Origin of the sequence: Sphaerisporangium aureirubrum (genome assembly GCF_042658925.1) — a bacterium.
Taxonomy (GTDB): domain Bacteria; phylum Actinomycetota; class Actinomycetes; order Streptosporangiales; family Streptosporangiaceae; genus Sphaerisporangium; species Sphaerisporangium aureirubrum.
On the sequence record NZ_JBHSRF010000134.1, the window covers coordinates 1 to 11430 of the forward strand.

Annotated in this window: 18 protein-coding genes; 9 read left to right on the top strand and 9 right to left on the bottom strand. The window is 69.9% G+C overall.

What is annotated here, in order from left to right:
• Positions 1 to 88: 88 nt before the first annotated feature.
• Positions 89 to 457, top strand: coding sequence for a PRC-barrel domain containing protein (locus ACFP1K_RS39760; protein WP_380763526.1), 369 nt, complete (start codon positions 89 to 91; stop codon positions 455 to 457).
• A 224-nt stretch (positions 458 to 681) separates the two neighbouring features.
• Here the strand turns inward: ACFP1K_RS39760 and ACFP1K_RS39765 are convergent, their stop codons facing one another.
• Complete coding sequence (locus ACFP1K_RS39765) at positions 682 to 1284, bottom strand: hypothetical protein (protein ID WP_380763528.1); 603 nt, start codon at positions 1282 to 1284, stop codon at positions 682 to 684.
• A 94-nt stretch (positions 1285 to 1378) separates the two neighbouring features.
• Here ACFP1K_RS39765 and ACFP1K_RS39770 point away from each other — a divergent pair, with 94 nt between their 5' ends.
• From ACFP1K_RS39770 to ACFP1K_RS39785, 4 genes are all read left to right on the top strand, one after another.
• Positions 1379 to 1900 (top strand): DUF1360 domain-containing protein, encoded by a 522-nt coding sequence (locus ACFP1K_RS39770; protein WP_380763530.1) that lies wholly within the window; start codon positions 1379 to 1381, stop codon positions 1898 to 1900.
• A complete protein-coding gene (locus ACFP1K_RS39775) occupies positions 1897 to 2145 on the top strand; it encodes a hypothetical protein (protein WP_380763532.1) in 249 nt (82 codons plus the stop codon). Before ACFP1K_RS39770 ends, ACFP1K_RS39775 begins: the two co-directional genes overlap by 4 nt.
• Positions 2142 to 2669 carry a DUF6328 family protein gene (locus ACFP1K_RS39780; RefSeq protein WP_380763534.1) on the top strand — a complete coding sequence of 176 codons (528 nt, stop codon included), beginning with the start codon at positions 2142 to 2144 and terminating at the stop codon, positions 2667 to 2669. The genes ACFP1K_RS39775 and ACFP1K_RS39780 overlap by 4 nt, the downstream gene beginning before the upstream one ends.
• Before the next feature lie 151 nt (positions 2670 to 2820).
• Positions 2821 to 2970, top strand: coding sequence for a GPGG-motif small membrane protein (locus ACFP1K_RS39785; protein WP_184985282.1), 150 nt, complete (start codon positions 2821 to 2823; stop codon positions 2968 to 2970).
• A 100-nt stretch (positions 2971 to 3070) separates the two neighbouring features.
• Here ACFP1K_RS39785 and ACFP1K_RS39790 read toward each other — a convergent pair whose 3' ends face one another.
• Together ACFP1K_RS39790 and ACFP1K_RS39795 are read right to left on the bottom strand one after the other, a co-directional pair.
• Positions 3071 to 3799: a metallophosphoesterase family protein gene (locus tag ACFP1K_RS39790; protein ID WP_380763536.1), complete on the bottom strand. Its 729-nt coding sequence runs from the start codon at positions 3797 to 3799 to the stop codon at positions 3071 to 3073.
• Complete coding sequence (locus ACFP1K_RS39795) at positions 3796 to 4074, bottom strand: BON domain-containing protein (RefSeq protein ID WP_380763538.1); 279 nt, start codon at positions 4072 to 4074, stop codon at positions 3796 to 3798. Before ACFP1K_RS39795 ends, ACFP1K_RS39790 begins: the two co-directional genes overlap by 4 nt.
• A gap of 360 nt (positions 4075 to 4434) precedes the next feature.
• On the opposite strand from ACFP1K_RS39795, the gene ACFP1K_RS39800 reads away from it, so the two are divergent.
• The 4 genes from ACFP1K_RS39800 (at position 4435) to ACFP1K_RS39815 (ending at position 7931) form a co-directional block, all read left to right on the top strand.
• Positions 4435 to 5724, top strand: coding sequence for a glycosyltransferase (locus ACFP1K_RS39800; protein WP_380763540.1), 1290 nt, complete (start codon positions 4435 to 4437; stop codon positions 5722 to 5724).
• Positions 5721 to 6602 (top strand): glycosyltransferase family 9 protein, encoded by an 882-nt coding sequence (locus ACFP1K_RS39805; protein WP_380763542.1) that lies wholly within the window; start codon positions 5721 to 5723, stop codon positions 6600 to 6602. Before ACFP1K_RS39800 ends, ACFP1K_RS39805 begins: the two co-directional genes overlap by 4 nt.
• A 64-nt stretch (positions 6603 to 6666) precedes the next feature.
• Positions 6667 to 6921, top strand: coding sequence for a hypothetical protein (locus ACFP1K_RS39810; protein WP_380763544.1), 255 nt, complete (start codon positions 6667 to 6669; stop codon positions 6919 to 6921).
• 11 nt (positions 6922 to 6932) lie between these two features.
• Positions 6933 to 7931, top strand: a complete 999-nt coding sequence (locus tag ACFP1K_RS39815) for an SDR family oxidoreductase (RefSeq protein WP_380763546.1) — start codon at positions 6933 to 6935, stop codon at positions 7929 to 7931.
• A gap of 82 nt (positions 7932 to 8013) precedes the next feature.
• Here the strand turns inward: ACFP1K_RS39815 and ACFP1K_RS39820 are convergent, their stop codons facing one another.
• The 6 genes from ACFP1K_RS39820 to ACFP1K_RS39845 all read right to left on the bottom strand — a co-directional run bounded on the left by ACFP1K_RS39820 (position 8014) and on the right by ACFP1K_RS39845 (position 11061).
• Positions 8014 to 8265 (bottom strand): DUF4235 domain-containing protein, encoded by a 252-nt coding sequence (locus tag ACFP1K_RS39820; protein ID WP_380763548.1) that lies wholly within the window; start codon positions 8263 to 8265, stop codon positions 8014 to 8016.
• On the bottom strand, positions 8262 to 8732 hold the full coding sequence (locus ACFP1K_RS39825; protein WP_380763550.1) for a hypothetical protein: 471 nt from the start codon (positions 8730 to 8732) through the stop codon (positions 8262 to 8264). The genes ACFP1K_RS39820 and ACFP1K_RS39825 overlap by 4 nt, the downstream gene beginning before the upstream one ends.
• A 147-nt stretch (positions 8733 to 8879) precedes the next feature.
• A complete protein-coding gene (locus tag ACFP1K_RS39830) occupies positions 8880 to 9272 on the bottom strand; it encodes a ChaB family protein (protein WP_380763552.1) in 393 nt (130 codons plus the stop codon).
• A gap of 125 nt (positions 9273 to 9397) precedes the next feature.
• Entirely contained in the window at positions 9398 to 9676 is a 279-nt protein-coding gene (locus tag ACFP1K_RS39835) for a DUF6458 family protein (protein ID WP_380763555.1), read from the bottom strand.
• Positions 9677 to 9769: 93 nt separating this feature from the next.
• A complete protein-coding gene (locus tag ACFP1K_RS39840) occupies positions 9770 to 10438 on the bottom strand; it encodes a VC0807 family protein (RefSeq protein WP_380763557.1) in 669 nt (222 codons plus the stop codon).
• Positions 10435 to 11061 (bottom strand): TetR/AcrR family transcriptional regulator, encoded by a 627-nt coding sequence (locus tag ACFP1K_RS39845; protein ID WP_380763559.1) that lies wholly within the window; start codon positions 11059 to 11061, stop codon positions 10435 to 10437. The genes ACFP1K_RS39840 and ACFP1K_RS39845 overlap by 4 nt, the downstream gene beginning before the upstream one ends.
• Positions 11062 to 11430 lie beyond the last annotated feature (369 nt).

Below are 11430 nucleotides of genomic sequence, written 5' to 3' on the forward strand. Positions count from 1 at the left end.
GGGGGAGGGCGGGGGGGACGTTTGGGCGGAGGGGCGGGGGTAAGAGGGGGGGTGCCCGACGACGTCAATCGAAGGGAGACTGTTTCATATGGCTAACCGGGATCTCTGGACCTTCAGTCCGACCGTCACCGGTACCAACCAGAGCTTTGATGTGGTGGGCTATCACGTCGAGGCGACAGACGGCAAGATCGGGTCGGTCGACGAAGCCACCTACGAGGTGGGGGAAAGCTACCTGGTCGTGGACACTGGGCCGTGGATCTTCGGGAAGAAGGTGCTACTTCCGGCCAGTACGGTCACGCAGATCGATCCGCAGGAGCGGAAGGTCTTCGTCAGTCGCACCAAGGACGAGATCAAGGACGGCCCCGAGTTCGATGAGGTCGGCTACAAGGAGTCGACCTATCGGGACAAGGTGAGCGACTACTACGGTCGTTTCCCTTACGGACCCGGCACGATCTGACGGGACGCCCGCACCCAACCAGGGAAGGCCGCGCCGCCCGGCGCGGCCTTCCGCATGTGTGGCGGCCTTCCGCGTGTGCGATGCGATTCGGAGCTTGCCTGGAGGTGCTCTGCGCTTGCGGGGGAGTTCCGCGCTTGCCGGGGGTTCTGCCACGTCCCGATCTCATACGAAAGCGCCGGCCTCCCCTTGTGAGGGGTGACCGGCGGGGGCGGTGGGGGGATGGGTCAGGGCCAGTGGAGGTCGGCGTCCTCGGAGGGGGGTTTGGGGCAGGCGATGCCTAGGCGGTCCAGGAGGGTTAGGAATGTGGCGGCGTAGGGGGAGACGGAGACGACTACCGCTACGTGGTCCCAGTCGACCTGTTCGCGGAGGGCGCGGACCTGGGGGAGCATGGCGCCGTAGTCGCAGCTGTGTTCGGACATGGGGAGGATCCAGGAGATCACCAGGTCGGTGGCGTTCAGGACGGGCAGGGTCAGCGCGGCGGTGTTGATCATGTCGGAGCGGGCGATCATCTCGGCGGTGATCTGGCGCTCGTCGATGCGGAAGATCAGGTCGACCAGGCGCTCCTGCTCGTCGAATGCCTTGACCAGCCAGTCCTCGGGCGGGGCGGCGGTGCGGAAGCCGATCTTGCGCAGGGTTTCCAGTGCGCGAGGGACGTCCTCCTCCACCAGGGCGAAGTCGACGTCGTGCAGGGACGGGGCGGCTCCCCTGGCGTACGCGGCGCAGCCGCCGGCCAGGGCGAAACGGACCCCTTCGGCCTTCAACGCGGATCCGGCCCGCTTAAGGGTCTCGATGATCCCCTCGGTGACCTCGTGCGTATGACTGGACAATCCCTCACCCCCCAGGTTGGGACCTCTGAGTACCCGGCCGGATACCCACCAAACCTGGGCATGCTCCCGCTCAAGCCGGGTAGGACGGCCTGCTATGACCAACAATGTCACGGACGCATTACGCAAAGAGGAGCGCGCCTACGAGAACGGAGCCGACCGACCACTCGGCTCCTACCTGCGCGTTCTCGGCGTTTACAGCGGGACGGTGGCGGGTCTGATCGTTCTCGGCAAGCTGACCGGCAAGCGGCTCCCCGCCCGGGTCTCCCCCATGGATCTGCTCCTCATGGGGCTGGCCACGCACAGGCTCTCCCGCAGGCTGGCCAAGGACCCGGTGACGAGCCCCCTACGCGCGCCGTTCACCCGCTACGAAGGGGTGAGCGGGCCCGCCGAGCTGCACGAGGAGGTGCGCGGGCACGGGGTGAAGCACGCCATCGGCGAGCTGGTGACCTGCCCGTTCTGCCTCGCCCAGTGGGTCGCGACCTCGTACGCGGCCGGCATGGTCTTCGCGCCGGGGCTGACGCGGCTCGCCGGGACCACCATGACGGCGGTCGCGATCTCGGACTGGCTCCAGCTGGGATACGCGCGCATGATGCGGGTGGCCGAGGAGGGCTCGTGACCGACCCCTCGCTGAAGGCCACCCTGAACGCGTTCCTGCGCAGCCGCCACGCCAAATGGCTCGCCGCGGCCGCCGCGGGCCTGATCGTCTGCACGCTGCTGATCGTGGCCGCGGGTGAGGCGGGCTCGGTGTGGCTGACCGTGCTGCTGGGCGTGCTGGCCTACGCCGCGCTCGTCGGAATCCTCGCCATGGCCCGCCGGATGGCCCGGGCGCGCCGCAAGGAAAGGATCGGGATGTATCGATGACCAGTGACACGTCGGACCGGGAGTCCGGACCGGCGCCGGGGGAGACCGGCCCCGCCCCCGGGGAAAGCCACAGGGAGCGGGTCAACCGCGAACTGGGCGAGCTGTTACAGGGCCTGCGGGTGGCGGCCACCGGTGTTCAGGTGCTGTTCGCCTTCCTGCTGACGCTGCCGTTCTCCGCGGGTTTCAACCGGGTGGACCAGGTGGGCCGCTGGCTGTTCTACATCGCGATGCTGAGCGCGGCGGTGGCGTCCATCTGCCTGATCACCCCGGCGACGCAGCACCGGATCCTGTTCCGCAGCGCGCTGAAGGAAAAGATGCTCAGGCGGGCCAACGACCTCAGCCTGTTCGGCGGGGCCGCACTGGCGGTGTCCATGACCTGCTCCACCGGGTTGGTGGTGGAGTCCTTCCTCGGTGTCTGGCCGGCGGCCCTACTGGCGGGCGGCGTGGCGGGGCTGAGCTCGTGGTTGTGGTTCCTGCAGCCGATCCTCGACCGGCGGCGCTCCGAGGAGGAGCCCGACGAGTAGCGGTGCACCGGACGGCCGGGCACCCCTCCCCACCTGCGGAGGGGTGCCCGTCGCGTTTTCGGATCTCCATTGCTTGGTCATAGGCGTACAGGGAGAAAAAGTTGAGCCGCCCAGATGTTAAAGGCTGATTTGTCAGGGCAGATGGATGCCCATGGGTACACTTCTTTGGCTCATCGCCGTAGTGCTGGTCATCGCCGGGATCTACGTGATCCTGGCCCGTCGCGATCTCCTCTGGGGGATCGTCCTCATCGTCGTCGGGCTGCTCGTCGGGCCGGGTGGTGTGAGCATTTTCAACCCGTAGTCCCGGAACGACGGCAGCACCGTCACGATAAATAATCAAACAGAAATTCCCGCGGCCCGGCGGATCATTCCAGATCCGCCGGTCGCCGCGCTGTCTGGAACTAGTCCGTGTCCTCGCCGCCGAGGCCGTACACCGCGTACGCCCGGCCGAGGACCGGCAGTGCCACGTTGCGCACGCGGACCCCGCCGGGGGTGACACCTTTCTCCCCGCCGTGGTGCGCGTGGCCGTGGATGACCAGGTCGGCGCCCTCGGCGTCCACCGCCTCGGCGAGCAGATAGCTGCCGAGGAAGGGATAGATCTCCAGCGGCTCCCCGACCAGGGTGTCCTTGACCGGCGAGTAGTGGCTGAGGACGACCCGGTGGTCGGCGTCCAGCCCCTTGAGCGCCTTGCGCCACAGGTCGGCGATCTCCCTGGTGTGCCGGACGAACGCCTTCATCTCGGGCTCACCGAACTCGCTCGCGCACTTGCCGGCGAAGCCGCCGCCGAATCCCTTGCCGCCGGCCAGCCCCAGCCGCGCCTCCCCCAGCTGGACCGTCAGTGCGTCGTCCTGGAGCACCTCGATCCCGGCGTCCCGCAGGATCCGCACGATCTCGTCCTCGGCGTCCGACTGGTAGTCGTGGTTGCCGAGCACGGCCACCACCGGCACGGGCAGGTCCCGGAACTCGTCCGCCACGACACGCCCCTCTTCGGGGGTGCCGTGGCGCGTCAGGTCTCCGGCGAGCAGCAGGATGTCGGCCAGCTCGCCGATGCGATCGAGTTTGGGACGGTATCTCCCACGTAGGTCCTCCCCCAGATGGACGTCCCCGACGGCGGCGACTCTGATCTTCACAGGGTTTCCTCCTCACCGGGTTCCCGCACGTCCATTACGGTCACCTCGTTGTGGACCTTGAGGTCGGGTGCGATCTCGGCGGCCACGTTGGCCACCTGCAGCCTGCGTTCCTCGCACTCCACCGTGCCGCGCAGGTACAGCTGGTCGCCGCGGATGTCGACCCGTATCCCGAGCTCGTTGGTGCGGTCGTCCTCCGCGAGGGCCTGCTGGACACGGGCGGCGACGTAATGCGGGGCGTCGTGGTGTGCTTCGTCGTGACGTACGGCGTCGGACATCGTTCCCCCTCCGATCGAGTACGGTCCGCCTGCCCGCCACCGCGGGTGACGAAACCGGAGAGGTTTGGCTCCTCATTCTGAGGATAGAACGGACGCTCGATCAGACCTACCGCCCCACACGCCCGGCACCAGGCGCTCGACCGGCCTGGCGCGCCACGGGATAGCGCTTACGGACCATCCCCGCGGCGCCGCCCCTTCCACCGGCCCTCGTGCACCCGAGTTCCCGTGCACGAATCCGTACGTGTAACGCATCGAGGCACACCCTGCTCCCGTGCGCCTCCGGCAACGGTTCGTCCACTTCATCCGGTTCCGTGCACCCCGAACCGGGAGGACCAGCACGGCAGACCAGGAGGACACCCGGTGAAGGTAGCGATGGTTTCGGAGCACGCGAGCCCCCTCGCCACGCTGGGAGGCGTGGACGCGGGCGGGCAGAACGTGCACGTCGCGGAACTGGCCCGGGGCCTGGGCGCCCTCGGGCACGAGGTGACCGTCTACACCCGCCGTGAGCGCGCCGGGGTGGCGGACGAGGTGGCGTTCGCGCCGGGCGTGACCGTGGTGCACGTCCCGGCCGGGCCGCCGGTGCGCGTCGCCAAGGACGATCTCCTGCCGCTGATCCCGGAGTTCGGGCGGTGGCTGCGCGACCACTGGACCCTTCGGCCGCCGGACATCGTGCACAGCCACTTCTGGATGAGCGGCCTGGCCGCGCTCTCCGCCGCCGGAGATCTCGGCGTCCCGGTGACGCACACCTTCCACGCGCTCGGCGTGGTGAAGCGCCGCCACCAGGGCGGGGACGACACCAGCCCCGAGTGGCGCATCGGCGCCGAGAGCGCCGTCGCGCGCGGCGTGGCCCGGGTGATCGCCACCTGCGGGGACGAGGTCACCGAGCTGATCAACATGGACGTTCCCCGCCAGTCGATCCGCGTGGTGCCGTGCGGCGTCGACTCCGCGCGGTTCAGCCCCATCGGACGGTCCGCGCCGCGCCAGAGCGCCAGGCGGCTGCTGTCCATCGGCCGCCTCGTGCCGCGCAAGGGAGTCGCCACCGCCATCGACGCACTGCCGCGCATCCCGGACGCCGAGCTGATCGTCGCCGGAGGGCCGCCCGCGTACGCGCTGGACCACGACCCCGAGGTGCGGCGGCTGCGGCTGCTGGCCCGGGAGGCGGGGGTGGCCGACCGGGTGCGCTTCGCCGGGCAGGTGCACCACGACGACGTGCCGGTGCTGATGCGCTCGGCCGACGTGGCGCTGTGCCTGCCCTGGTACGAGCCGTTCGGCATGGTGGCGCTGGAGGCCATGGCCTGCGGGCTCCCGGTGGTCGCCTCGGAGGTGGGCGGGCAGGCCGAGACCGTGATCAGCGGGGTGACCGGCACGCTGGTCCCGCCGCGCGACCCGCGGGCGGTGGCGGACGCGGTGAACGCGCTGCTGGACGACCCCACGCGGCTGGACGCGTACGGCTTCGCCGCCGCCGAGCGGGCCAGGGTCCGGTACAACTGGGCGCGGATCACCGCGGAGACCTGCGCCGTCTACGAGGAGGTCCTGCGCGAGCGGCGTGGCGCGCCCTTCCGCCTCGTGCCCGACACCCTTGAGGAACGGCGCCGGGTGGCGTCGCGCCGGGGGAACGCCGGGCGCCGTCCTCGTCCCGCGAGGCGATGACCGCAGCACTCGTTCTGCGCACACCGGGGGTCGGCGAGCTGCTCACCGCCGTACCCGCCCTGCGCGCACTGTCCCGTGGCGGCCTGCGCGTCGTGCTCGCCGTTCCCGAGGAACTGACGGAACTCGCGGACCTGACCGGCGCGGTCCGGGCCGTGCTGCCCACCCGTGGCCTGGAAGGGCTCGTGTGGGGCGGTGGGCGCCCGACCGTGGCCGTCAACATGTACGGCCCGGGGCCGCACAGCCACCGGCACCTGATGGACCTGCGCCCGCAGCGGCTGTGGGCGTACACCCATCCCGCGTTCCCCCGGCTCAAGGGCCCGCGCTGGCGGGAGCACGAGCACGAGGTGGACCGGTGGTGCCGCCTCATCGAGTGGTACGGCGCGCGGGCCGACCCCACCGACCTGATGTTGCCGGTGCCGCACTGCCCCAACCCCGCCCCCGGCGCGGCGCTGATCCACCCGGGCGGCACCGACCCGGCGCACCGATGGCCGCCCGAGCGCTTCGCGGAGGTGGCCAGGGCCCTGGCCGCCGACGGCATGCGGGTGGTGGTGACCGGGTCCCAGCGCGAACGCCCCCTGGCCCTGCTGGTCGCCACCCTGGCCGGGGTTCCCGCGGAGAACGTGCTGGCCGGGCGGGTGTCGCTCAGGGAGCTGTGCGCCGCGATGGCCGGCGCCGCGCTGCTGGTGAGCGCGCACACCGGTGCGGCCCACCTGGCGACGGCGTACGGCGTGCCGTCGGCCCTGGTGTTCGGCGCCGAGTCGCCGCGGCGGTGGGGGCCGCCGCCGTACCTGGCCCGGCACCTGACGCTCACCGGGGAGGCGGACGCGCGGGACGTGCTGACCGCCGTCAAGAAGGTGCTGTCCGCGCCGGTCAGGTGACCTGCGGGTTTGGATGCCGGTGAGAACGGTAGCTGCCTTTGTATCGGGAAAAGGGGGCTGACATATGAGCGAGACTCCGGAACAGCAGTCGGCGGCAGGCACTCCTATGGTGCGGGCCACGCCGCGAGACGTGGTGCACATCCGCCTCGGATCGTTCGCGGTGTTCATCGCGCTGGCGCTGTCTGTGCTGGCGTTCGTCGCGGGCTTCACCGTCGGGGGCGTCGTCCTCGTCGTCCTGGCCGTGGCCGCGGTGGTGGACGTCGTCCTGGCGGTCCGGCGGCAGCGGCGCCTCGGCGGCGGTTCGCGGTCCATGACGTGAGGGGAGACGACGTGCTGGAGGAAAAGGTCGTCGTGGTGACCGGTGCCAGCGGCGGCGTCGGCCGCGCGGTCGTCCGGCTGCTCGGCGAGAAGGGGGCGAAAGTCGCGCTCATCGCCCGCGGTGAGACCGGGCTGGCCACCGCCGCGACGGAGGTGGGGACCCTCGGCGGGACCGCCAAGGTCTTCCCCGCCGACGTCGCCGACCAGGCGCAGGTGGAGGCGGCGGCCGACGCCGTCGAGAAGGAACTCGGCCCGATCGACGTCTGGATCAACGTGGCGTTCTCCTCGGTTTTCGCCCGGTTCCTGGACGTCGAGCCCGCCGAGTTCGAGCGCACCACGGCCGTGACATACCTCGGCTACGTCTGGGGCACCCGGGCGGCGCTGCGGCGCATGATGCCCCGCAACCAGGGCGTCGTCGTGCAGACCGGGTCGGCACTCGCGTACCGCGGGATTCCGCTGCAGTCGGCGTACTGCGGAGCCAAGCACGCCATCAAGGGCTTCACCGAGTCGATCCGCACGGAGCTGCTCAACGAGGGCAGCGACGTCAAGATCACGATGGTGCAGCTCCCGGCCGTCAACACCCCGCAGTTCGACTGGGTGATGTCGCGGCTGCGCAGACACCCGCAGCCCGTGCCGCCCATCTTCCAGCCCGAGGTCGCGGCCCAGGCCATCGTCCACGCCGCCGAGCACCCGTCCCGCCGCGAGTACTGGGTCGGCGGCAGCACCGTGGGCACCATCGTGGCCGAACGCCTGATCCCTGGCATCCTGGACCGCTACCTGGGCGCGTACGGCGTGAAGTCCCAGCTGACCGACGAGAAGCCCACCGGCGTGGCCAACCTGTGGGAACCCGCCGACCAGACCCGCGACTACGGGGCGCACGGCAGCTTCGACTCCCGGGCCAAGTCACGCAGCCCCCAGGTTTGGCTCTCCCAGCACCGCAACCACCTCCTGGCCGCGGCCGCCGGCGGGATGGCCACGGCGGCTCTGGCGGCCCTGCGCCGCCGCCGCTGACCACCGGACGCGAAAGGGCGGGCAACGGATTCCGTTGCCCGCCCTTTCCGATGCTCGCGGGGTCAGTGACCGGGGTGTGGGGTCATGTGCCTGTGGCGTTCTCGATGGACTGGGCGGTGGCCCGGTCCAGGGCCGCCTTCACCACGCCGAAGATGGCGCCCTGCACGGCGGCGGCGAGCAGAACCTCGCCCCAGCCGTACTCGCGGGAACTCGCCTGCGGGGCGTCGTCCTTGCCGGCGACGGTCTTCCAGACCTGCTTGAAGATCACACCGGACAGGTATCCGCCGGCCATGCCGGTCAGCGCGGAGACGGACCTGTAGGCGAGCTTCTTCACGACGACTTCTTCCTGCGCAGCACCCGCCACAGAAGCAGCGCCCCCGCCACGACACCGGCGGTCACCCACGGCCGGTTCTTGGCCTGGGTGACGACCTTGCCGGCCGTGTCCTTCACCTCGGGCGGCATGTTCTCCTTGGCCTTGTCCGCCAGGTCCCCGGCCTTACCGGCCAGCTCGCCCGCCTTGTCACCGGCGATCGACACGAGCACACCGGCCTTGTCCCCCGCCTTGGCGGCGAACTCCCCGGCCTTGTCGCCCGCCTTGGCCGCCAGATCGCCGGCCCTGTCGCCGGCCTTGGCCGCCAGGTCACCGGCCTTCTCCCCCGCCACCGCGGCGAGGTCGCCCGCCTTGGCCTGAGCCTTGGAGGCCAGCTCACCGGCCTTCTCACCGGCCACGGAGCCGAGGTCGGCAGCGTGCTTCTTGACGCCGGCCATGGCGTCCTGGGCGTTGTCCTTGATATCCGCCATCGTTGTCCTCCTTCGCCTTGAACATCCGCTACCCCAGGTGGGAGGCAACTAACGGATCGAGGACCGCGCGTCAAGAGGGCCTATGACACGCGTCCGCCCGCGGGCGGCGCGTGTGAGCGCGCGCCCGCGGGCGGACGACGAAAAGGGTCAGCGCGCCTTCGCGGTGGCCCTGCGGTTGGCCTTCATGATGGCCTCGACGAGCTGGCTCTTGTCCATCGTGGAGCGTCCCTGGACACCGAGCCTGGCCGCGACCTCGTACAGGTGCTTCTTGGAGGCGTTCGCGTCCACGCCTTCAGCCGTCCTACCGGGTTCGGGAGTGTGCCGGGCCGCCTGCGCGTCGGACGGGCCCTTGCGACCCTTGGGCTCCCAGTGGTCGCCGACCTTCTCGAACGAGTGCTTCAGCGCGGCGAAGGCGGTGCGGTGCGCGCGCTGCCCCTCGCCGTACGTCTCGACCGCCGAGTCGTGCGCCTTGATCCAGGTCTCCTGCGCCTTCCGGGGCGATCGCTCCAGCGTCGAGGGGAGTTCCTGTCTGCCAGGCATCCTTACCTCCTTGAAACGCGCCGGCCCGATACGTCCAGCGTGGCAGTCACCCGTCGCGAGCTGCCAGAACCTTGAGGAAGACTGTGCCTCAGGCCGGCCGTGTCATGACCGGGTGACGCCGGGTGTCACACCGTGGGGTCGTCGTAGCGACGCTCCTCGTAGACGCGGGTCGTGCGGTCCACGGGGGTGACCGGGGTGGCGTAGGCCTCCGGGGTCGTCGCCGTGCGGGTGATGGTCCGGCGCGCGGTGGACAGGCGCCAGATACCGAACAGCAGACCGGCGATCCCGCCCAGCATGAGAATCACGCCGACGACGTTGATGTCGACACCGGCGAGATCGAACTCCACGGCCCAGGTCAGAATGGCGCCGAGCATGATCAGGATGATGCTTCCGGCTATCGTCATTGGAATTGCCTCCTTCGCTCCTCAGACCCCCTCTCTTTCCCTGGTACGAATCTCAAACGTGCCGATACCAGGTGTTCCGGCGGCGGACCCCCCTCACGCGGCCCGCGCCCGCTCCCGGCGCAGCGGCTCGTACATGTCGGACCACTGGTTGTAGACCCCCGACGGGACCAGGTACACACTGGTCACGACCTGCATGAGAACCATGAAAACGGCGTACTGCAGCGCGTTCAGTCCCGGCACCGCGTCGACCGGCAGGGTGATTGCCATGACGAGCCGCACGACCGCGTCAAGAAGTAGCCCGATTCCCCACATCACCGTCGAGACCCGCCACACCCGGCGGAACCGGGGCAGCCGCTCCCAAAGCTCGTCCCACGGCGGGCGACCCGGGCCGAGCCGCCCGTCCAGCAGCATCCGGGTGAACGCCGCGGCCAGCGGCCGGGGTCCCCGCGCGCTGAGCAGCATCCAGGCCCCGAACACCGCCGTGCAGATGCCGTCCCTGGCCAGCAGGACCCTGGTGTTGTCGGTGGCGAACGCGATGGCCGCCGCGAGCAGCACGATCACGAACATGAACACCGTCAGGGTGTTCGGCCGCCGGCGCCTGCTCAGGTCGACGAAGGTGCTGAACCCCGGCGCCAGCGAACTGGCCACCAGCGCGATCTCGGCACTCACCCCGAAGGCCCGCAGCACGTAGAACAGCGCCACCGAGATCGCGATATCGACCAGGAGCACCATTCCGTCCCGGCGCCCCGCGTACTTCGTCATCGCTCTTTCCTTGTCGCCAGCTCGAAGATCGTCACCAGCTCGCTCGCGTACGCCGTGAGGTCCCGCCCCGGCTCCGCCTCCAGCAGGAACGGCAGCCCGTCCAGCGACCGCTGCAACACCACCGCCATCACCCGCACGTCGAACTCCCGGAACTCCCCCGCCCGCTGCCCCCACCGCAGGATGTCCTCGACATGCGAAAGCACGTTCAGATCGGTGCTCGCGTCATAGGACCCCGTCCCCCGGAAGTTCAGGAAGATCTCCATCAGCGCCCGCATCATCCCCCGATGCGTGTCGATGAACTCCACCAGCCCCGTGATGTACGCCCGAAGCGCCCCCGGAGCCGTCCGCTCCCCCCGCACCCTCTCCGTCATGAACCCGCCCATGACCCGGAAGATCTCCCCGATCACCTGCGTGATCAGCTCGTCCTTCCCCGCGAAGTGATACGAGATCAGCCGAGTACTACTCAACTCGGCCCTCTCCGCGATCCGCGCGAACGACGCCTGGTTGTACCCCACCTCCGCGATAGTCCCAATCGCCGCCTCCACGATCTGCGCCCTCCGCGCGACCCCGGCGACCGTACTCTTCCGTCCCCCCGGCTCTCCGCCCGTCGCAGTTACTCGCATGAGTAAAAGTTACCTCAGCTGAGTAAGAGTGACAACCCTGCCACGAAAGAGATCCGATCCCGTCTCTCCCCGGGACGGGTGATCCTCGTTACACTGATGTTCCCATACATGGAAGCCGTTCACATACATGTACAGGAGTAGTAGCCATGTCATCCTCCCTCTCGCCGCTTGGGCGGCGTCGGATGCTGGCCGGTGGTGTGGCTGCGGTCGCACATCTCGTTCTCACGCCGACCGCCGCAGCGCACGCGGGTGTTCATCCGTTCGGGCCGTACGGGACGCCGCGGAGGCGGCTGAACGAGCGCACGCTTTACGTGGACGGGCGGGGGCGGGGGGATCATGTCACCGTCCAGGGGGCGGTGGACGCCACGC